Origin of the sequence: Streptococcus sp. GMD1S (assembly GCF_000296875.1) — a bacterium.
Lineage (GTDB): Bacteria > Bacillota > Bacilli > Lactobacillales > Streptococcaceae > Streptococcus.
Genome location: NZ_AJQY01000004.1, coordinates 45234 through 67517 on the forward strand (window position 1 = coordinate 45234; position 22284 = coordinate 67517).

The following is a 22284-nucleotide window of genomic DNA, read 5'->3' on the forward strand; positions in this document are numbered from 1 at the left end:
TAGGTCTTAGCCTATTTTTATTTTGAATGATGTTTACTAAAGTTATCATTCAAAAAATTATAAAAATCTAGAAAGAAAACATGAAAGATAAAATTAAAGAATATTTGCAAGAGAAGGGGCGAGTGACGGTAAATGACCTGGCTCAGGCTCTCGGAAAGGATGGGTCCAAGGATTTCCGTGAGTTGATTAAAACCCTGTCTCTGATGGAAAGAAAGCACCAGATTCGATTTGGAGAAGATGGCAGCCTCACCTTGGACCAGAAGAAGAAACATGAAATCACCCTCAAAGGGGTTTTTCATGCCCATAAAAACGGCTTTGGCTTTGTTACTCTAGAAGGGGAAGAGGACGATCTTTTTGTAGGAAAAAACGATGTCAACTATGCCATTGATGGCGATACAGTTGAGGTGGTCATAAAGAAAGTTGCTGACCGCAACAAGGGAACTGCTGCAGAAGCCAAAATTATTGATATCTTAGAACACAGCCTGACAACCGTTGTCGGTCAAATTGTTCTGGATCAGGAAAAGCCCAAGTATGCTGGCTATATTCGTTCCAAAAATCAAAAAATCAGCCAACCGATTTATGTGAAGAAACCGGCTATCAAGTTGGAAGGTACTGAAGTTCTCAAGGTCTTTATTGACAAATACCCAAGTAAGAAACATGATTTCTTTGTCGCTAGTGTGCTAGACGTGGTGGGGCACTCGACTGATGCTGGGATTGACGTTCTTGAAGTCTTGGAATCCATGGATATTGTTTCAGAATTTCCAGAAGCTGTTCTCAAGGAAGCAGAAAGTGTGCCAGAAGCTCCGTCTCAAAAGGATATGGGAGGTCGTCTGGACCTGAGAGATGAAATCACCTTTACCATTGACGGTGCGGATGCCAAGGACTTAGACGACGCAGTACACATCAAGCCTTTAAAGAATGGCAATATCGAACTCGGAGTTCACATCGCAGATGTTTCCTACTATGTGACCGAGGGTTCTGCCCTTGACAAGGAAGCCCTTAACCGCGCGACTTCTGTCTATGTGACAGACCGAGTGGTTCCAATGCTTCCAGAGCGTTTGTCAAATGGCATCTGCTCTCTCAATCCTCAAGTAGATCGCTTGACCCAGTCTGCTATTATGGAAATTGATAAACATGGTCGTGTGGTTAATTACACCATTACCCAAACAGTTATTAAGACGAGCTTCCGTATGACCTATAGCGCTGTTAATGATATCCTAGCTGGCGATGAGGAAAAGAGACGAGAGTTTAAGAAAATTGTTCCAAGTATCGAGCTCATGGCCAAGCTTCATGAAAGGCTAGAAAGCATGCGTGAGAAGCGTGGTGCCCTTAACTTTGATACCAGCGAAGCTAAGATCTTGGTGGATAAAAAAGGCAAGCCTGTGGATATCGTTCTTCGCCAACGTGGTATTGCTGAGCGGATGATTGAGTCCTTCATGTTGATTGCTAATGAAACGGTTGCCGAGCACTTTAGCAAGTTGGATCTACCTTTCATCTATCGAATTCACGAGGAGCCCAAGGCTGAAAAAGTTCAGAAGTTTATTGATTACGCCTCTAGTTTTGGTTTACGAATTTATGGAACTGCCAGTGAGATTAGCCAAGAGGCTCTCCAAGACATCATGCGTGCTGTTGAGGGAGAACCCTATGCGGATGTATTGTCCATGATGCTTCTCCGTTCTATGCAACAGGCTCGCTATTCTGAGCACAATCACGGTCACTATGGACTAGCCGCTAACTATTACACTCACTTCACCAGTCCTATTCGCCGTTATCCAGACCTTCTAGTCCACCGTATGATTCGGGACTATGGTCGTTCTAAGGAAATAGCAGAGCATTTTGAACAAGTGATTCCAGAGATTGCAACCCAGTCTTCCAACCGTGAACGTCGTGCCATCGAGGCTGAGCGTGAAGTCGAAGCCATGAAAAAGGCTGAGTACATGGAAGAATATGTGGGTGAAGAGTACGACGCAGTTGTATCCAGCATCGTCAAATTCGGTCTCTTTGTTGAATTGCCAAATACAGTCGAAGGTTTGATTCACATTACCAATTTGTCTGAATTTTATCATTTCAACGAGCGAGATTTGACTCTCCGTGGAGAGAAATCAGGAACAACCTTCCGTGTGGGACAGCAAATTCGCATTCAAGTTGAAAGAGCCGATAAGATGACGGGAGAGATTGATTTCTCTTATATTCCAAGTGAGTTTGATGTCATCGAAAAAGGCTTGAAACAAGCTGGGCGCAAAGACAGAGGTCATGGTTCAAGTCGTCGTTCAGACAAGAAGGAAGACAAGAGAAAATCAGGACGCTCAAATGATAAGTACAAGCATTCACAAAAAGATAAAAAGAAAAAAGGCAAGAAACCTTTTTACAAAGAAGTAGCTAAGAAAGGAGCCAAGCATGGCAAAGGGCGAGGGAAAGGTCGTCGCACAAAATAAAAAGGCGCACCACGACTATACAATCGTTGATACGCTTGAAGCAGGAATGGTGCTGACAGGAACGGAAATCAAGAGCGTTCGAGCTGCTCGAATCAATCTCAAGGACGGCTTTGCCCAAGTAAAAAATGGGGAAGTCTGGCTGAGCAATGTTCATATCGCCCCTTACGAAGAGGGCAATATCTGGAACCAGGAACCAGAACGTCGTCGTAAACTTTTGCTCCATAAAAAACAAATTCAAAAATTGGAACAAGAGACCAAAGGGACAGGAATGACCCTTGTTCCCCTTAAAGTCTATATTAAAGATGGTTATGCTAAACTCCTTTTAGGACTTGCTAAAGGGAAACATGACTATGACAAACGGGAGTCTATCAAGCGTCGTGAACAAAACCGCGACATCGCGCGTGTGATGAAAGCTGTCAACCAGCGTTAAGAAGAGGAAGTAAAATGGAAAAATTAATTGCCTATAAACGGATGCCCTTGTGGAATAAACAAACCATGCCTGAAGCTGTTCAGCAAAAGCACAATACTAAAGTCGGCACTTGGGGAAAAATTACTGTGTTGAAAGGGGCTCTCAAGTTTATTGAGTTGACTGAAGATGGTGAGGTTCTAGCTGAACACCTCTTTGAGGCAGGGGCTGACAATCCCATGGCGCAACCGCAAGCCTGGCACCGAGTAGAGGCTGCAACAGACGATGTAGAGTGGTACTTGGAATTTTATTGTAAACCTGAGGATTATTTCCCTAAGAAATACCAGACTAATCCAGTCCATTCAGAGGTCCTAGAGGCTATGCAGACGGTGAAACCTGGAAGAGCCTTGGATTTGGGTTGTGGTCAGGGGCGTAACTCTCTCTTTCTCGCACAGAATGGTTTTGATGTGACAGCTGTGGATCAAAATGAATTGTCCCTTGAAATCTTGCAAAGCATTGTGGAACAAGAGGATCTAGACATGCCTGTCGGACTTTATGATATCAATTCTGCCAGTGTTAGCCAAGACTATGATTTTATCGTTTCAACAGTTGTTCTGATGTTCCTACAAGCGAACCGCATTCCAGCTATTATCCAAAATATGCAGGAGCACACCACGGTCGGTGGTTACAATCTTATCGTCTGTGCCATGGATACAGAGGATTATCCTTGCTCAATCAACTTCCCATTCACTTTTAAAGAAGGGGAGTTGGCGGACTACTACAAGGATTGGGAATTGATTAAGTACAATGAAAACCCAGGACATCTGCACCGTCGTGATGAAAATGGTAATCGCATTCAACTACGCTTTGCGACTATGCTAGCCAAGAAAATCAAGTAAATCAAATCTTTACAAGCGAATAGAAACCACTTTACAAGGTTTCTATTCATTTTTATTTGCGATGGTAGAGTGGGGAAGCAGGATTTTATGCTATACTAGAAGTAGGAAATGTGAGCAGTAGAGCTGTATTATTTTTCTCTCGGCTTGAGAAAGTGTAGATGATGGAGGTGGTCCAATGACGAGTCTTTTGGTGGAGCTGTATGATCGGCATGTATTGGAAAAGAATGTCTACCAAGCCTTTATCAGTGATTGTGACGAGATTCTTTTTCTATCTTTGACGAAAATAAGCAATGAAGAGAAGCTCTCTCTCCGTCAGTTTATCATGGAAGAGGTACCTCATATTCAACGAGTGACCTTTCGTCAGTTATCCTTAGAACAACTAGCAGACCAGTTAGATTATTGTCTAGCAGGCTATGACCAAGTCCTTCTCGATGTTTTTGGTGGGGATTCGCTACTAGCCTTATCTCTCTATCAATACGGCTTGGATCGGCAGCTCCCCATCGTTGCCATGGATGTCGAGCAGAGAAAACAATACAAGTGGGTAGCCGGTCAGTTAGAAAAAGAAGACATGGACATTCCAACCCTAAGCATCCAACAGTTGATAGCCTTGCGTGGTGGAAAAATGCTCAAATCAAAACGCCCTATCCACTCAGCTCAGCAAATTGCAGCCATCAAAAAGCTAGCCAGCTCTGCCATTGCCAATCCTGCCCACTGGTATCAAGTGACCCAATTTTTCTCTCTAGCTAAGACCAATGACCTGCATGCTGAGACAGAAAAGATACTGGAAAACAATGGCAGGTATTATCACTATCCAGAATCCCTCATCCCTTTACTTGTGGAAGCAGGGATGCTTTGTATTGAAAGCGAGGACAAGAAACGAGTAGCATACAGCTTTCCAAGTCAAGAAGCTCAAGTCTTTTGCCGCAATAAGGGACATATTTTAGAGGTATATCTCTATCTCTTGGCGCTTGAATCTCAGCTGTTTGATGAGTGCATGATAGGCGGTGAGATTGATTGGAATGGCATCTTTCCAGAGGCAGACAATGTTCAAAATGAGATTGATGTTATTCTGAGAAAGGGCCGCTCGATTACCTTTATCTCCTGCAAGATGACAGATTTATCAGTTGAAGCCATCAACGAACTAGAAGTCTATGCCAATCATTTTGCTGGGGAGAGTTGCCTCAAGTTGATTGTTTGTACGGGGAAAATCAATCCAGCTTATGCCAATCGCTGCCAAGAATACGGCGTGCTGGTCATTAGAAGTGAGCAGATTCCCAATCTCATTCCCATGCTAAAAAAATATTCTAAGAGACAAAAAAGATAAGAAATAATATTAAGAAAGGCTGGAATTCCAGTCTTTTTTTCTTCTTTTTCGAATAAATGAGAAAAGGAGGTAGCCCATGTTTGTAGCCAGAGATGCCAAGGGGAATTTGGTGAATGCCCTTGAAAAAGATGTGACCAAGCAAGCTTATACTTGTCCAGCCTGTGGGGGCAGACTACGATTACGCCAAGGACAGAGTATTCGAACGCACTTTGCCCATGAAAGGTTAAGGGATTGCATCGCTATTTTCGAGAATGAAAGTCCAGAACACATGGGCAACAAAGAGGCCCTTTATCATTGGGCCAAGAAGGACAATCAGGTCGCCTTGGAATATAGTCTGCCCGAGATTCAGCAGGTTGCGGATGTTCTCGTCAATGGGAAACTAGCACTAGAAGTTCAGTGCAGTCCCTTGTCTCAAAAGCTTTTAGGCGATAGAAGTCAAGGATACCGCAGCCAGGGCTATCAGGTTATCTGGCTACTGGGAGAAAAACTCTGGTTAAAAGAGCGATTAACACAATTGCAAAGGGGATTTCTCTATTTTAGTCAAAATATGGGTTTCTTTGTTTGGGAACTGGATCTCAAAAGGAAAATTTTGAGACTCAAATATCTTCTGCATCAGGACCTACGTGGCAAGCTTCATTTTCAGGTCAAAGAATTTCCCTATGGTCAAGGAAATCTCTTGGAAATTCTACGATTTCCTTATCAGAAACAAAAACTGCCTCGTTTTGCAGTTGTGCAAGATTCAACTATCTGTCACTACATTCGCCAGCAGTTGTACTATCAAACGCCCTACTGGATGAAAAAACAGGAGGAAGCTTATTATCAAGGAGACAATCTATTAAACCGTCAACTTGACGACTGGTATCCCCAGGTCAGACCGATAGCATCAGGTGATTTTTTGCAGATTGAAACGGATTTGGCTAGCTATTATAGAAATTTTCAGGCTTACTATCAAAAAAATCAGAAAAATAATCTCCAAAAGCTCTATCCACCAGCCTTTTATCACTTATATTTCTCAAAAAATGTGGTAAAATAGAAAGGATGGAGGAATCTTATGGTTTTACAACGACATGAAATAAATGAAAAAGATACATGGGATCTTTCAACAATCTACCCAACAGACCAGGCTTGGGAAGAAGCCTTGAAAGATTTAACTGAAAAAGTACAAACAGCGTCCCAGTATGAGGGGCATCTCTTGGATAGTGCAGACAGTTTGCTTGAGATTACAGAATTTTCACTTGATTTGGAACGCCAAGTTGAAAAGCTTTATGTCTATGCACATATGAAAAATGACCAGGACACGCGTGAAGCCAAGTATCAAGAGTACTATGCCAAGGCAATGACCCTATACAGTCAGTTAGAACAAGCCTTTTCATTCTATGAACCTGAGTTTATGGAGATTAGCGAAGAGCAGTATGCGGCCTTCCTAGAAGCTCAACCAAAACTCCAAGTTTACAAACACTTTTTTGACAAGCTCTTGCAAAAGAAAGACCATGTTCTTTCGCAACGTGAGGAAGAATTGCTTGCTGGAGCAGGAGAAATCTTTGGCGCTGCTAGTGAAACCTTCGCTATTTTGGACAATGCGGATATTAGCTTCCCATATGTCCTTGATGACGAAGGCAAGGAAGTGCAACTCTCACACGGTACTTACATCCATTTGATGGAGTCTAAAAACCGTGAAGTGCGTCGTGGTGCCTATGAAGCCCTTTATGCGACTTACGAGCAATTCCAACATACTTATGCTAAGACTTTGCAGACAAATGTTAAGGTGCAAAACTACCGAGCAAAAGTTCGCAACTATAAGAGTGCTCGCCATGCAGCCCTCGCAGCAAATTTTGTTCCAGAAAGTGTCTATGACAATCTAGTAGCAGCAGTTCGCAAGCATTTGCCGCTCTTGCATCGTTACCTAGAACTTCGTTCTAAAATCTTGGGTATTTCCGACCTCAAGATGTACGATGTCTACACACCGCTTTCGTCAGTAGATTATAGCTTTACCTACGAAGAAGCCTTGAAAAAAGCAGAAGAGGCCTTGGCGGTCTTGGGTGACGACTACTTGAGCCGTGTTAAACGTGCCTTCAGTGAGCGTTGGATTGATGTCTATGAAAACCAAGGCAAGCGTTCTGGTGCCTACTCTGGTGGTTCTTACGATACCAATGCCTTTATGCTTCTCAACTGGCAGGACAATCTAGACAATCTCTTTACCCTTGTCCATGAAACAGGTCACAGTATGCACTCTAGCTATACTCGAGAAACCCAACCTTATGTTTACGGAGATTACTCTATCTTCTTGGCTGAGATTGCCTCAACAACAAATGAAAATATCTTGACGGAGAAATTACTGGAAGAAGTAGAAGATGATGCAACTCGTTTTGCAATTCTCAATAACTTCCTAGATGGTTTCCGTGGAACAGTTTTCCGTCAAACTCAATTCGCTGAGTTTGAACATGCTATCCACCAAGCAGACCAAAATGGAGAAGTCTTGACAAGTGATTTCCTCAATAAACTCTACGCTGACTTGAACCAAGAGTACTATGGACTCAGCAAGGAAGACAATCCTCAGATCCAATACGAGTGGGCACGCATTCCTCACTTCTACTATAACTACTATGTTTATCAGTATTCAACTGGTTTTGCAGCTGCTTCAGCCTTAGCTGAAAAGATTGTCCATGGTAGTCAAGAAGATCGTGACCGCTATATCGACTACCTCAAGGCAGGTAAGTCAGACTATCCACTCAATGTCATGAGAAAAGCGGGAGTGGATATGGAGAAGGAAGACTATCTCAACGATGCCTTTGCAGTCTTTGAACGTCGCTTGAACGAGTTTGAAGCCCTTGTTGAAAAATTGGGACTAGCTTAAGATGGTAGAGTCTTATAGTAAAAATGCCAATCACAATATGCGTCGGCCCGTCGTCAAGGAAGAAATCGTTGAACTCATGCGCCAGCGTCAAAAGCAGGTGACAGGTTCTTTGAAAGAATTGGAGACCTTTGCTCGCAAGGAGAACATTCCCATCATTCCCCATGAAACGGTCGCGTATTTTCGATTTCTCATGGAGACCATACAGCCCAAGAACATTTTGGAGATTGGGACGGCAATTGGTTTTTCAGCCCTCTTGATGGCGGAACATGCGCCAGATGCCAAGATTACAACCATTGACCGTAATCTTGAGATGATAGGCTTTGCCAAGGAAAACTTTGCCCAGTTTGACAGTCGTAAGCAAATCACCTTACTTGAAGGTGATGCTGTTGATGTTTTATCTACTTTGACAGAAACATATGATTTTGTCTTTATGGATTCGGCCAAGTCCAAGTACATCGTCTTTCTACCAGAAATCCTCAAGCACTTGGAAGTTGGTGGAGTAGTGGTCTTGGATGATATTTTCCAAGGAGGAGATGTTGCCAAGGACATCATGGAAGTCCGCCGTGGTCAACGAACCATTTACCGTGGTTTGCAAAGACTTTTCGACGCAACTTTGGACAATCCAGGTTTAACAGCAACTCTAGTTCCACTTGGAGATGGTATTCTCATGCTACGAAAGAATCTAGCAGAAGTAGAGCTTCCTGAGAGCGAATGATTTTCAGAAAAATTTAAGAAATTATAGTAAAATAGATAAGGTAACACTTACCGTAAAAGGAGTAAAAATGAAGAAAAAACTTATGGCAGGAGCCATCACACTTTTATCAGTAGCAACACTTGCAGCTTGTTCAAACAGTTCTGAAGGAAAAGATTTGATCAGCATGAAGGGCGATGTGATTACAGAGCATCAATTCTTTGAAGAAGTAAAGAACAATCCAACTGCACAACAAGTCTTGCTCAATATGACCATCCAAAAAGTATTTGAACAACAATATGGATCAGAGGTAACGGATAAAGATGTGGATGATGCCGTTGCTGAAGAACAAAAGAAATACGGCGATAGCTACAACAGCGTGCTTCAACGTGCAGGTATGACACCTGAGACTCGTAAAGCTCAAATCCGCACTAGCAAATTGGTTGAATTGGCAGTTAAGAAGGCTGCTGAGAGTGAGTTGACAGACGAAGCTTACCAAAAAGCTTTTGAGTCTTACACACCAGATGTAACAGCTCAAATCATCCGTTTGGATAATGAAGACAAGGCAAAAGAAGTACTTGAGAAAGCTAAAGCAGAAGGTGCAGATTTTGCTCAGTTGGCAAAAGACAACTCTAACGACGACAAAACAAAAGAAAATGGTGGAGAAATCACTTTTGACTCTGCTTCTACAGAACTTCCAGAACAAGTCAAGAAAGCAGCCTTTGCCTTGGATGTGAACGGGGTTTCTGATGTGATTACAGCTACTGGAACACAAGCCTACAGCAGTCAGTTCTACATCATCAAAGTAACGAAGAAAACAGAAAAATCTTCTAATATAGAGGATTATAAAGAAAAATTGAAGACCATCATCTTGACTCAAAAACAAAATGATTCAGCCTTTGTTCAAGGAGTAATTGGTAAAGAATTGCAAGCAGCAAACATCAAGGTTAAGGATCAAGCCTTCCAAAACATCTTCACCCAATACATCGGTGGTGGTGACTCAAGCTCAAGCAGCAGCTCTTCATCTAACTAAGAAATCAAAAAACAAATCTCAAAAGAGATTTGTTTTTTTATACCTGATACTAGAAAATGAGTAAAATTCGAAGGATTAAAGGATAAGAGTTTTTTTCTTTCTGAAAAAGTGGTATAATAGCAATCAAAACTAGAAAATAAAACGGAATTGGGAACAGAAACGTCTGTTCCTATTAGAGTGGTGAAATATGAAAATTAGTAAAAGGCACCTACTAAACTATTCCATTTTGATTCCTTACTTCCTTTTATCGATTTTGGGTCTGATTGTGGTGTACTCGACAACGAGTGCAACCTTGATCGAAGAAGGGAAAAGTGCCTTTCAATTGGTGCGTAACCAGGGGATCTTTTGGATAGCTAGTTTGGTTCTGATTGCCTTAATCTATAAATTAAAATTAGGTTTCCTAAGAAATGGGCGTCTTATTTTTATCGTAATGATTGTGGAGATGGTTCTTTTAGCTCTGGCGCGACTGGTCGGAACACCTGTCAATGGAGCATACGGATGGATCTCTGTAGGACCTGTAACGATTCAGCCTGCGGAATACCTTAAGATTATCATCATCTGGTACCTGGCACATCGATTTTCAAAACAACAAGATGAGATTGCGGTTTATGACTTCCAGGTTTTGACACAGAATCAGTGGCTGCCTCGAGCTTTTAATGACTGGCGTTTTGTTCTGCTGGTTCTGATTGGTAGCTTGGGAATTTTCCCAGACTTGGGAAATGCGACCATCTTGGTCTTAGTGGCGCTCATCATGTATACGGTTAGTGGGATTGCCTATCGTTGGTTCTCGACCATTCTAGCTCTCTTGGCAGGAAGTTCAATGTTAGTCTTGTCTGTCATTCGCTTTGTTGGGGTTGAAAAGTTCTCTCAAATTCCGCTATTTGGTTACGTTGCTAAACGTTTCAGTGCCTTTTTTAATCCTTTTAATGACTTGGCGGGTGCAGGACACCAGCTCGCAAATTCTTACTATGCAATGGTAAATGGTGGCTGGTTCGGACTTGGATTAGGAAATTCCATTGAGAAACGTGGTTATCTGCCAGAAGCCCATACGGATTTCGTCTTTTCGATTGTTATAGAGGAGTTTGGATTCGTTGGAGCCAGTATGATTTTGGCTTTACTCTTCTTCTTGATTTTGCGAATCATCTTGGTTGGTATTCGAGCAAAGGATCCCTTTAACTCCATGGTTGCTATTGGTGTCGGAGGAATGATCCTTGTTCAGGTCTTTGTCAATATTGGTGGGATTTCAGGGTTGATTCCCTCTACAGGGGTAACCTTCCCCTTCCTTTCACAAGGAGGGAACAGTCTATTGGTATTATCCGTAGCCATCGCACTTGTACTGAACATTGATGCAAGTGAAAAACGTGCCAAACTTATCAGAGAATACGAGAATCAAACCGATGAAAATCTGTAAGGATTGAATGGAAAGGAAAGTATATGTCTCTTCAAAAATTAGAAAACTATAGTAATAAAGCAGTCGTCCAAGAAGAAGTCTTGATTCTGACTGAGCTATTAGAAGATATCACAAAGAATATGCTAGCGCCAGAAACCTTTGAAAAGATTATCCAGTTGAAGGAAGTATCAACTAGCGAGAATTATCAAGGGCTCAATGACCTAGTGACCAGTCTTTCGAATGAAGAAATGATTTACATTTCACGCTATTTCTCTATCCTTCCACTTTTGATTAATATCTCTGAGGATGTGGATTTGGCCTATGAAATCAATCACCAAAACAATGTGGACCAAGACTATCTAGGGAAACTATCTACAACGATTAAAATGGTAGCTGAAAAAGAAAATGCAGCTGAAATTTTAGAAAAGTTAAATGTCGTTCCTGTCTTGACCGCTCATCCAACGCAAGTACAACGCAAGAGTATGCTGGACTTGACCAACCATATCCATACGCTTTTGCGCAAGTACCGTGATGTTAAACTCGGTTTGATTAATAAAGAAAAATGGCACACGGATCTCCGTCGTTACATTGAAATTATCATGCAAACGGACATGATTCGTGAGAAGAAATTGAAAGTAACCAACGAAATCACCAACGTGATGGAGTATTACCAAAGTTCTTTCCTGAATGCTGTTCCGCGTTTGACGGCTGAGTATAAAAAATTAGCCAAAGAACAAGGTATTGAGCTCCAACATCCAAAACCAATTACCATGGGGATGTGGATCGGAGGAGACCGTGATGGAAATCCTTTCGTAACAGCGGAAACCCTAAACAAATCAGCCTTGACTCAGTGCGAAGTCATCATGAACTACTATGATGAAAAGATTTATAATCTTTATCGTGAATTTTCACTGTCAACCAGCATCGTGAATGTCAGCGACAAGGTCCGTGAGATGGCGCTGAAGTCACAAGACAACTCGATTTATCGTGAAAAAGAACTCTATCGCCGTGCCCTCTTTGACATCCAAGCTAAGATGCAGGCAACCAAGGCTTATTTGATTGAAGACAAGGACCTTCATCCTAGATATGCCACTGCAGATGAATTTTATCAAGATTTGTTGGCCATTCGCGACTCTCTCCTTGAGAACAAAGGAGAATACCTGATTTCAGGAGAATTTGTCGAGTTGATGCAAGCTGTCGAAATTTTTGGTTTCTACCTTGCTTCTATCGATATGCGCCAAGACTCTAGTGTTCATGAAGCTTGTGTGGCTGAATTGCTAGCATCAGCTGGTATTAACGACCATTATAGCGACCTTTCTGAAGACGAAAAATGTACCCTCCTCTTAAAAGAGTTGGAAGAAGATCCTCGTATCCTCTCAGCGACTCATGCTGAAAAGTCAGAACTGCTTGAAAAAGAACTCTCTATCTTTAAAGCTGCGCGCAAATTGAAGGATAAACTAGGTGAAAATGTCATTCGTCAAACCATCATTTCTCACGCAACCAGTGTATCTGATATGCTAGAGCTAGCCATCATGCTCAAGGAAGTCGGCTTGGTTGATGCTCAAAAAGCCCGCGTTCAGATTGTTCCCCTCTTTGAAACGATCGAGGACTTAGACCATTCGGAAGAAACCATGAGAAGATATTTTTCTCTTCCTTTGGCTAAAAAATGGATTGCTTCAAAAGATAACTATCAGGAAATCATGCTCGGCTACTCTGATAGTAACAAGGACGGTGGTTACCTGTCCTCGTGTTGGACTCTCTATAAAGCGCAACAACAACTGACTGCTATTGGGGATGAATTTGGCGTTAAGGTCACTTTCTTCCACGGTCGCGGTGGTACTGTGGGTCGTGGTGGTGGACCAACTTATGAAGCTATTACGTCTCAACCACTCAAGTCTATCAAGGACCGTATCCGTCTGACTGAGCAGGGAGAAGTGATTGGAAACAAATACGGTAACAAAGATGCAGCCTACTATAACCTTGAAATGTTGGTTTCTGCAGCCATTAACCGTATGATTACCAAGAAGAAGAGTGATACCAATACGTCAAATCGTTACGAAGCTATTATGGATCAAGTAGTGGACCGTAGCTACGATATCTATCGTGATTTGGTCTTTGGAAATGAACATTTCTATGACTATTTCTTTGAATCAAGTCCAATCAAAGCTATTTCAAGCTTCAATATCGGTTCGCGTCCAGCTGCTCGTAAGACCATCACTGAAATTGGCGGTTTGCGTGCTATTCCTTGGGTCTTCTCATGGTCACAAAGCCGTGTCATGTTCCCTGGGTGGTATGGTGTGGGATCAAGCTTTAAAGAGTTTATTGATCAAGATCCAAAGAATATCGAGTTCCTTCGAGACATGTACCAAAACTGGCCTTTCTTCCAATCTTTGCTTTCCAATGTAGACATGGTCTTGTCTAAGTCTAACATGAACATTGCTTTTGAATATGCCAAGCTCTGTGAAGACGAAGAAGTACAAGCTATCTACTACACTATTTTAGATGAATGGCAGTTGACTAAGGACGTTATTTTAGCTATCGAAGGTTATGACGAACTCTTGGCAGAAAACTCTTATCTAAAAGACAGTCTAAACTATCGTATGCCTTACTTTAATATCCTGAACTACATCCAGTTGGAGTTGATCAAACGTCAACGTCGCGGCGAATTGTCAGCAGACGAAGAAAAACTGATCCATACAACTATCAACGGAATTGCAACTGGTTTGCGTAATTCAGGCTGATATTCTACAAACTTCCTCCTTTTTCAAGGGGAAGTTTTTGAATTGTTTAAAAAATTCTAAAAATAAGCTTGACAAGTAGTTGAAAAATGATATAATTTAAACATTCAGAAAGTAATCATGCTCATTTTATAGAGAGTCTGTGGTTGGTGAAAGCAGATAGATGAAATTGATGAAATTGGGCTGAATGTACTTAAGAATTTGAAATCATAAAAATTCGGTGAGCACACCTTACAGTGCAACTCGTTATTGCGAGAAAGAGCGATAGGGATATTCCCTATAATTGAGGTGGCACCGCGCATCGACGTCCTCACACAAGTTTTTTGTGTGAGGACTTTTTCTATTAGGAGGATGATGATGGAATTTAAACGATGGCGTCGCTTGTTTTGTTGAAAAGAGCATTATACAAGTGATTTAAAAGGAGAAAGAAAAATGAAAAATAAACGTTTGATTGGAATTGTCGCTGGATTAGCAGTATTGGTGGTGGCTAGCTTGATTTATTCATCTATGAATAAGCCATCAGCTAAAGAAGAGCAAAAGGTTGCTAAGGTTGGTGTCCTTCAATTTGTTAGTCACCCATCCTTGGACTTGATTTACCAAGGGATTCAAGATGGACTAGCTGAAGAAGGCTATAAGGACGACCAGGTAAAAATCGACTTTATGAACTCTGAAGGTGATCAGAGCAAGGTTGCAACCATGAGTAAACAATTGGTTGCTAATGGAAACGATGTTGTTGTTGGGATCGCGACACCAGCGGCTCAAGGACTCGCTAGTGCTACAAAAGACCTACCAGTTATCATGGCTGCTATTACAGACCCAATCGGTGCTAACTTGGTCAAAGACTTGAAAAAACCAGGAGGCAACATCACAGGGGTATCAGACCACAACCCTGCTGAACAACAAGTAGAGTTGATAAAAACTCTCACACCAAATGTCAAAACAATCGGAGCTCTTTACTCAAGTAGCGAAGATAACTCAAAAACACAGGTAGAAGAATTCAAGGCTTATGCTGAAAAAGCAGGTTTGACAGTCGAAACATTTGCCGTTCCTTCAACAAATGAAATTGCTTCAACAGTCAATGTTATGACAAGCAAGGTCGATGCAATTTGGGTTCCAATTGACAATACCATTGCATCCGCATTCTCAACAGTTGTTTCAAGTAATCAAACAGCTAAAAAGCCAATCTACCCAAGTGCCACGGCCATGGTAGAAGCAGGTGGATTAGCATCTGTAGTAGTTGACCAACACGATCTTGGAGTGGCTACTGGTAAAATGATTGCCAAAGTTTTGAAAGGTGAAAAACCAGCTGATACGCCAGTTAATGTCTTTTCAACTGGTAAGTCAGTGATTAATAAAAAACTAGCGCAGGAACTTGGTATTACCATTCCTGAGTCCGTTCTAAAAGAAGCGGGACAAGTGATTGAATAAAGATAAAGGAGGAGCTGGACACATCTCCTCCCATTTTTACTAAAGAAAGAAATGAGTGAAAGATTATGATAGTATCCATTATTTCTCAGGGAATGGTCTGGGCGATTTTAGGTTTGGGAATCTTTATGACTTTCCGAATTTTGAATTTCCCTGATATGACTACTGAAGGTTCTTTTCCTCTTGGGGGAGCAGTAGCTGTAACCTTGATAACACAGGGAGTCAATCCGTTTTTGGCGACCTTAGCTGCAGTAGGTGCGGGCTGTCTAGCTGGAATGGCGACGGGTCTTTTGTATACTAAAGGAAAAATCCCAACCCTCTTATCAGGGATTCTGGTCATGACTTCTTGTCATTCCATCATGCTCATGATTATGGGACGTGCCAATCTGGGGCTTCTTGGAACCAAACAAATTCAGGATGTCTTGCCTTTTGATTCAGACCTTAACCAACTCCTGACTGGATTAATCTTTGTAGCTCTTGTTATTGGCCTTATGCTCTTTTTCCTTGATACCAAACTAGGTCAAGCCTACATCGCTACAGGTGACAATCCCGATATGGCTCGTAGCTTTGGTATCAATACGGGACGTATGGAACTCATGGGTTTGGTTCTCTCAAATGGGATTATCGCGCTTGCAGGGGCCTTAATTGCTCAACAAGAAGGATACGCGGATGTCTCTCGAGGAATTGGCGTGATTGTCGTAGGGCTTGCTAGCTTGATTATTGGTGAGGTTTTGTTCAAGAGTTTGACCCTGGCAGAGCGACTCATGACCATCGTCGTTGGCTCTATCGCTTATCAGTTCCTCGTTTGGGGAGTGATTGCTCTTGGGTTTAATACAAGTTATCTTCGTTTGTACAGCGCCTTGATTTTGGCGGTTTGCCTCATGATTCCAACCTTCAAAAACAAATACCTGAAAGGAGTCAAGTTTAGCAAATGACAGCAATTGTAGAATTAAAAAATGCTACCAAAGTCATCACGAATGGCTTTGACGAAGAAAAAATCATTCTGAATGATGTTTCTCTTGAAATTTTCGAACATGATTTCATTACCATCTTAGGGGGAAATGGAGCGGGGAAATCAACGCTTTTTAACACGATTGCAGGTACCTTACCTTTAACAAGTGGAAGTATCCGTATCATGGGGGAGGACGTGACGAATTTTTCACCTGAAAAGCGGGCTAAGTACTTGTCTCGCGTCTTTCAGGATCCTAAGATGGGTACGGCTCCCCGTATGACAGTGGCGGAAAATCTCTTGATTGCCAAGTTTCGTGGTGAGAAGAGAGGACTCCTGCCTAGAAGGCTTTCAAGCCATAGGGAAGAGTTCCAGACTACCATTGAAAAGGTTGGAAATGGTCTTGAAAAACATCTGGACACTCCTATTGAGTTTCTTTCAGGTGGACAACGTCAGGCCTTGAGTCTCTTGATGGCAACTTTGAAACGACCAGAGTTGCTCTTGTTGGATGAACACACAGCAGCCCTTGACCCAAAAACAAGTGTGGCATTGATGGAATTAACAGATGACTTTGTCAGCAAAGATCATCTAACAGCCTTGATGATTACCCACCATATGGAAGATGCACTGAAGTATGGAAACCGTCTGATTGTCATGAAGGAAGGTCGCATCATCCAAGACCTCAATAAAGAAGAAAAAGCTAAGATGAAAATTTCAGACTACTATCAATTATTTGAATAGATGAGTGAAGTAATCATCAAAAAATAGTGAAAATTAACTTAGAAACATGGAAGTGTTTCTGAGTTTTTTATCACCTCTTTCTATCTAGAAAAATAAGGCAAAGAGAATTACGGAAAGCGTATGAAATGGTTTACTTTTTTTCAGAAATAAGCTATACTAGTTTACGTGAAACTATGATAAGATGGAGGTATTGTGTATGGTTGACAAGCAAGTCATTGAAGAAATCAAAAACAATGCCAACATTGTGGAAGTCATAGGTGATGTGATTTCTTTACAAAAGGCTGGACGGAACTATTTAGGGCTCTGTCCTTTTCATGGTGAAAAGACCCCTTCTTTCAACGTTGTGGAAGACAAGCAGTTTTATCACTGTTTTGGCTGTGGTCGTTCAGGAGATGTCTTTAAGTTTATCGAAGAATACCAAGGTGTGTCCTTCATGGAAGCCGTTCAGCTCTTAGGAGAGCGCGTCGGTATTCAACTAGCTACGCCGGTACAGTCTCGTCCCCAACAAACTTCCCCTCATCAAGCTCTATACGATATGCATGAAGAAGCTGCCCGTTTTTACCATGCCATCCTCATGACGACAAAGATGGGAGAAGAAGCAAGGGCTTATCTCTACAAACGCGGATTGACAGATGATGTTCTGAAGCACTTCCAGATTGGACTAGCTCCAGCAGAGAGAACTTATCTCTATCAACGTTTGGCTGACAAGTTTGAGGAAAAGGATTTATTGGATTCGGGCTTGTTTTATCTGTCAGATGGTAATCAATTTTATGATACTTTTTTTGGACGAATCATCTTTCCTTTGACCAATGACAAGGGGCAGGTTATTGCATTTTCAGGTCGTATCTGGCAAGAAACGGATAGTCAGACTGCCAAATATAAAAATAGCCGCTCGACTGCAATTTTTAACAAGAGCTACGAATTGTATCATCTGGACAAGGCAAAAAAGGGAACAGGTAAGATTACAGAGCTCTATCTGATGGAAGGCTTCATGGATGTGATTGCAGCCTACCGTGCTGGTATAGAAAATGCTGTAGCTTCCATGGGAACAGCCTTAAGCAAGGAGCATGTTGATCACCTCAGACGCTTTACCAAAAAAATTGTTCTCAGCTACGATGGCGACAAGGCAGGGCAGACAGCAACAGCCAAGGCTCTAGAGGAGTTAAAAGACTTCTCAGTTGAGGTTGTTCGAGTACCTGATGCCATGGACCCAGATGAGTATTTGCAAAAGAATTCTGCTGAAGACCTGGCTTACCTTTTAACCAAGACTCGGATTAGTCCCATAGAGTTCTATATTCACCAGCTCAAGCCGGAAAATAGTGATAACTTACAGGCGCAAATCGAGTTCATTGAAAAGATTGCCCCCCTAATCGCCAAAGAAAAGTCTATCACTGCCCAGAATTCTTATATCCACATTCTGGCGGATAATCTACCTTCTTTTGATTACCAGCAGGTGGAGCAGATTGTAAATGAAAGTCGCATTGTTCAAAGGCAGGAAAGAGTCAAAGAGGAGCAACCTCCAGCAGCGATTAGTTTACCTGTAACGCGGCAACTGACAGCAGTCATGAGAGCAGAGGCTCATCTCCTTTATAGGATGGCTGAGAATCCAGTTGTTCTAAATGACTACCGATTAAGAGAAGATTTTTTCTTTGATACCCCAGAATTTCAAATTCTTTACGAATTATTAAGTGCAGAGGGAGAAATCGGATCAGAGGAACTGTCTCATCAGACTCCTGAGGTTGAAAATGCCTGGTACCACGTGCTTAGCTTGGATTTGCCAGCTGAGATGTCGCCTCAAGAGCTAGCGGAAGTCGAAGCGACTCGTAACCGTGCCCTCCTCAGCAAGGACAATTTAAGGATTAAAAAGAAAGTGCAGGAGGCTAGTCATGTAGGAGATACAGACACAGCCTTGGAAGAATTGCAACGATTGATTTCCCAAAAGAGAAGAATGGAGTAATAATGGCAACAAAACAAAAAGAAGTAACCACATTTGATGTGCAAGTAGCGGACTTTATCCGTAACCACAAAAAAACAGGAACAGCAACAGATGATGAAATCAATTCAAGTCTGGTTATTCCTTTCACCCTCGATGCAGACGGCATTGAAGACCTTTTGCAACGGATTCAGGATGCTGGAATTTCTATCACAGACAACGAAGGAAATCCAAGCGCGCGTGTGCTTAGTGCAGAAGAAGAACCAGAACTCAGTGATGAGGACTTGATTGGCTCAACTTCTGCCAAGGTTAATGACCCAGTCCGTATGTATTTGAAGGAAATCGGGGTCGTTCCTCTCTTGACCAACGAAGAGGAAAAAGAATTGGCTCTAGCAGTTGAGGCTGGTGATATTGAAGCCAAACAACGTCTTGCAGAAGCCAACCTTCGTTTGGTGGTTTCGATTGCTAAGCGCTACGTAGGGCGTGGCATGCAGTTTCTGGATTTGATCCAAGAAGGAAACATGGGCTTGATGAAGGCTGTTGACAAGTTTGACTATTCAAAAGGATTTAAGTTTTCTACGTATGCAACTTGGTGGATTCGTCAGGCAATCACTCGTGCCATCGCTGACCAGGCCCGTACTATTCGTATCCCTGTCCACATGGTAGAAACCATTAACAAGCTTGTCCGTGAACAGCGTAATCTCCTTCAAGAATTGGGACAAGATCCAACTCCTGAACAAATCGCTGAGCGTATGGATATGACACCTGACAAGGTCCGTGAAATCCTAAAAATCGCTCAAGAACCAGTATCACTTGAAACACCGATCGGTGAAGAGGACGATAGCCATCTTGGGGACTTTATCGAAGATGAAGTGATTGAAAATCCAGTAGACTACACAACTCGTATCGTCTTGCGTGAGCAGTTGGATGAAGTCTTGGATACTCTTACAGACCGTGAAGAAAACGTCTTGCGCTTGCGTTTCGGACTAGATGATGGAAAAATGCGTACTCTTGAAGATGTTGGTAAAGTCTTTAACGTGACTCGTGAGCGTATCCGTCAGATTGAGGCCAAGGCTTTGAGAAAATTGCGCCAACCAAGTCGCAGCAAACCCCTTCGTGATTTTATTGAAGACTAAGAGTGAGGAATAACATGGCTTATACAGAAGAGCAAATTGAAACGATCAAAACACGCATTTTAAATGCCTTGGAAGAAGTCATCGACCCTGAGTTGGGGATTGATATTGTCAACCTAGGTTTGATTTATGAAATTCGTTTTGATGGTGAAACAGGTCACACTGAAATTGATATGACCTTGACAACTATGGGCTGCCCACTGGCTGACCTTTTGACAGACCAGATACATGATGCGATGACAGATGTGCCTGAGGTAACCAATACCGAAGTTAAATTGGTCTGGTATCCAGCTTGGACGGTTGAAAAAATGAGCCGATACGCGCGTATCGCCCTAGGAATTAAATAAAGACTAAGAAAAATGTGAGAGACGATTGGAAAATAGGATAATTTTATCCTTTTTCCAATCGTCTCTTCTTTCTTTTGCTGATTTTCTGGAAATAAAATGGTATAATGAAAGGTATGGAAAACGAAAAATTGCGTATTAATATGCTAAGTTCAAGTGAAAAAGTAGCTGGTCAAGGAGTGTCAGGAGCTTATCGAGAATTGGTTAGTCTCCTTCACCGCGATGCCAAAGACCAGTTGATTGTTACGGAGAATCTTCCTGTAGAGGCAGATGTAACTCATTTTCACACTATTGATTTCCCTTATTATTTATCTACTTTCCAAAAGAAACGCTCTGGGAGAAAAATTGGCTATGTGCATTTTTTGCCTGATACGCTTGAGGGGAGTTTGAAGATTCCATTTTTCCTAAAAGGAATTGTCAAACGCTATGTTTTTTCCTTTTACAACCGAATGGAACACTTGGTGGTGGTCAATCCCATGTTTATCGAGAATTTGGTGGCTGCTGGTATTCCGCGTGAAAAAGTAACTTATATTCCAAACTTTGTAAACAAAGAAAAATGGCATCCATTACCAGCTGAACAGGTTGCACAACTCCGAAAGGAAATGGATCTTGCGGAAGATCAGTTTGTCGTAATCGGTGCGGGTCAGGTTCAGAAACGTAAAGGGATTGATGATTTTATCCGTCTTGCTGAGGAATTGCCAGAAATTACCTTTATCTGGGCAGGTGGTTTTTCATTTGGTGGGATGACAGATGGTTATGAACGCTACAAGAAGATAATGGACAATCCACCCAAAAATCTTATTTTCCCTGGAATTGTGTCACCGGAACGGATGCGGGAGCTTTACGCTATGGCGGATCTATTCTTGCTACCAAGTTACAATGAATTATTCCCTATGACTATCTTAGAGGCCGCTAGTTGCGAGGCTCCTATTATGTTAAGAGATTTGGATTTGTATAAGGTTATTCTTGATGGGAATTATCGTGCTACAAGTGATGTTTCCGAGATGAGAGAAGCAATCCTAGAATACAAGAATGACCCTGAAGCCTTAAAGGACTTGAAAGAAAAAGCTCGCGAGATCTCCAAAGAGTACTCTGAGGAGCATTTGTTGGAAATCTGGTTAAAATTTTATCGAGAACAGGCTGCTTTGGGCAAAAAGTGAGGTAATTTATGCGAATTGGTTTATTTACAGATACCTATTTCCCTCAGGTTTCCGGGGTCGCGACTAGTATACGGACCTTGAAAACTGAGCTTGAAAAGCAGGGGCATGCAGTTTTTATCTTTACAACGACTGATAAAGACGTGAACCGATACGAGGATTGGCAAATTATTCGCATTCCGAGTGTCCCTTTCTTTGCATTTAAGGATCGACGATTTGCCTACCGAGGTTTTACAAAGGCGCTTGAAATTGCCAAGCAGTATCAACTCGATATCATTCATACCCAGACAGAATTTTCTCTTGGTTTGTTAGGAATTTGGATTGCGAGAGAATTGAAAATCCCAGTTATTCATACCTACCATACCCAGTATGAAGACTATGTGCATTACATTGCTAAGGGCATGCTAATTCGTCCGAGTATGGTAAAATATTTGGTGCGTGGCTTCCTTCATGATGTAGATGGCGTGATTTGCCCTAGTGAGATTGTTCGTGACCTTTTATCGAAATACAAAGTCAAGGTTGAAAAGCGGGTCATCCCAACTGGAATTGAGTTGGCTAAGTTTGAACGACCTGAGATCAAAGAGGAAAACTTACTAGAGCTTCGTTCGAAGTTAGGTATTCAGGAAAGTGAGAAAATGCTGCTGAGCCTTTCGCGTATTTCTTATGAGAAGAATATCCAAGCAGTCTTAGCTGCCTTTGCGCAGGTTTTGAAAGAAGAAGACAAGGTGAAGTTGGTTGTTGCTGGAGACGGACCTTATCTGAATAGTCTGAAAGAACAAGCAGAGAAATTAAACATACAAAAACATGTGATTTTTACAGGTATGATTGCTCC

18 protein-coding genes and 1 other annotated feature are annotated in these 22284 nt (G+C 42.0%); all 18 genes read left to right on the forward strand.

The annotated features are described in order from the left end of the window. Positions 1-80: 80 nt before the first annotated feature. Complete coding sequence (gene rnr, locus GMD1S_RS01290) at positions 81-2435, forward strand: ribonuclease R (protein ID WP_000653281.1); 2355 nt, start codon at positions 81-83, stop codon at positions 2433-2435. Beyond that, a complete protein-coding gene (gene smpB / locus GMD1S_RS01295) occupies positions 2398-2865 on the forward strand; it encodes an SsrA-binding protein SmpB (protein ID WP_001051742.1) in 468 nt (155 codons plus the stop codon). Before rnr ends, smpB begins: the two co-directional genes overlap by 38 nt. Positions 2866-2879: 14 nt before the next feature. Beyond that, the gene (gene tehB / locus GMD1S_RS01300) at positions 2880-3740 is read left to right on the forward strand and encodes an SAM-dependent methyltransferase TehB (protein ID WP_000413062.1); all 861 of its coding nucleotides are present in this window, start codon (positions 2880-2882) and stop codon (positions 3738-3740) included. A gap of 175 nt (positions 3741-3915) precedes the next feature. Next, a complete protein-coding gene (locus GMD1S_RS01305) occupies positions 3916-5064 on the forward strand; it encodes a DUF1887 family protein (RefSeq protein WP_000202638.1) in 1149 nt (382 codons plus the stop codon). Positions 5065-5140: 76 nt separating this feature from the next. Next, positions 5141-6097, forward strand: coding sequence for a competence protein CoiA (locus GMD1S_RS01310; RefSeq protein WP_000495881.1), 957 nt, complete (start codon positions 5141-5143; stop codon positions 6095-6097). An 18-nt stretch (positions 6098-6115) separates the two neighbouring features. Next, positions 6116-7918, forward strand: a complete 1803-nt coding sequence (gene pepF, locus GMD1S_RS01315; protein ID WP_000244095.1) for an oligoendopeptidase F — start codon at positions 6116-6118, stop codon at positions 7916-7918. 1 nt (position 7919) lies between these two features. Then, complete coding sequence (locus tag GMD1S_RS01320) at positions 7920-8633, forward strand: O-methyltransferase (RefSeq protein WP_000230408.1); 714 nt, start codon at positions 7920-7922, stop codon at positions 8631-8633. A gap of 67 nt (positions 8634-8700) precedes the next feature. Next, the gene (prsA, locus tag GMD1S_RS01325; RefSeq protein WP_000728080.1) at positions 8701-9642 is read left to right on the forward strand and encodes a peptidylprolyl isomerase PrsA; all 942 of its coding nucleotides are present in this window, start codon (positions 8701-8703) and stop codon (positions 9640-9642) included. A gap of 187 nt (positions 9643-9829) precedes the next feature. Further along, a complete protein-coding gene (locus GMD1S_RS01330; protein WP_000703346.1) occupies positions 9830-11053 on the forward strand; it encodes a cell division peptidoglycan polymerase FtsW in 1224 nt (407 codons plus the stop codon). A 23-nt stretch (positions 11054-11076) separates the two neighbouring features. Further along, entirely contained in the window at positions 11077-13773 is a 2697-nt protein-coding gene (gene ppc, locus GMD1S_RS01335; RefSeq protein WP_000058169.1) for a phosphoenolpyruvate carboxylase, read from the forward strand. 96 nt (positions 13774-13869) lie between these two features. Then, positions 13870-14085, forward strand: a binding site (T-box leader). Positions 14086-14202: 117 nt separating this feature from the next. Next, a complete protein-coding gene (gene trpX / locus GMD1S_RS01340) occupies positions 14203-15198 on the forward strand; it encodes a tryptophan ABC transporter substrate-binding protein (RefSeq protein WP_000792187.1) in 996 nt (331 codons plus the stop codon). 65 nt (positions 15199-15263) lie between these two features. Next, the gene (locus GMD1S_RS01345; protein ID WP_000637254.1) at positions 15264-16130 is read left to right on the forward strand and encodes an ABC transporter permease; all 867 of its coding nucleotides are present in this window, start codon (positions 15264-15266) and stop codon (positions 16128-16130) included. Continuing rightward, positions 16127-16885, forward strand: coding sequence for an ABC transporter ATP-binding protein (locus GMD1S_RS01350; protein WP_000125429.1), 759 nt, complete (start codon positions 16127-16129; stop codon positions 16883-16885). Before GMD1S_RS01345 ends, GMD1S_RS01350 begins: the two co-directional genes overlap by 4 nt. A 196-nt stretch (positions 16886-17081) precedes the next feature. Further along, entirely contained in the window at positions 17082-18842 is a 1761-nt protein-coding gene (dnaG, locus tag GMD1S_RS01355; RefSeq protein ID WP_000227887.1) for a DNA primase, read from the forward strand. 2 nt (positions 18843-18844) lie between these two features. Beyond that, positions 18845-19954 (forward strand): RNA polymerase sigma factor RpoD, encoded by a 1110-nt coding sequence (gene rpoD / locus GMD1S_RS01360; RefSeq protein ID WP_000201892.1) that lies wholly within the window; start codon positions 18845-18847, stop codon positions 19952-19954. 14 nt (positions 19955-19968) lie between these two features. After that, on the forward strand, positions 19969-20298 hold the full coding sequence (locus GMD1S_RS01365; RefSeq protein ID WP_000331930.1) for a metal-sulfur cluster assembly factor: 330 nt from the start codon (positions 19969-19971) through the stop codon (positions 20296-20298). Between the two features lie 113 nt (positions 20299-20411). Continuing rightward, positions 20412-21455 (forward strand): glycosyltransferase family 4 protein, encoded by a 1044-nt coding sequence (locus tag GMD1S_RS01370; RefSeq protein ID WP_008276348.1) that lies wholly within the window; start codon positions 20412-20414, stop codon positions 21453-21455. An 8-nt stretch (positions 21456-21463) separates the two neighbouring features. After that, the coding region (locus GMD1S_RS01375) for a glycosyltransferase (protein ID WP_001219456.1) at positions 21464-22284 on the forward strand (821 nt) is incomplete at its 3' end.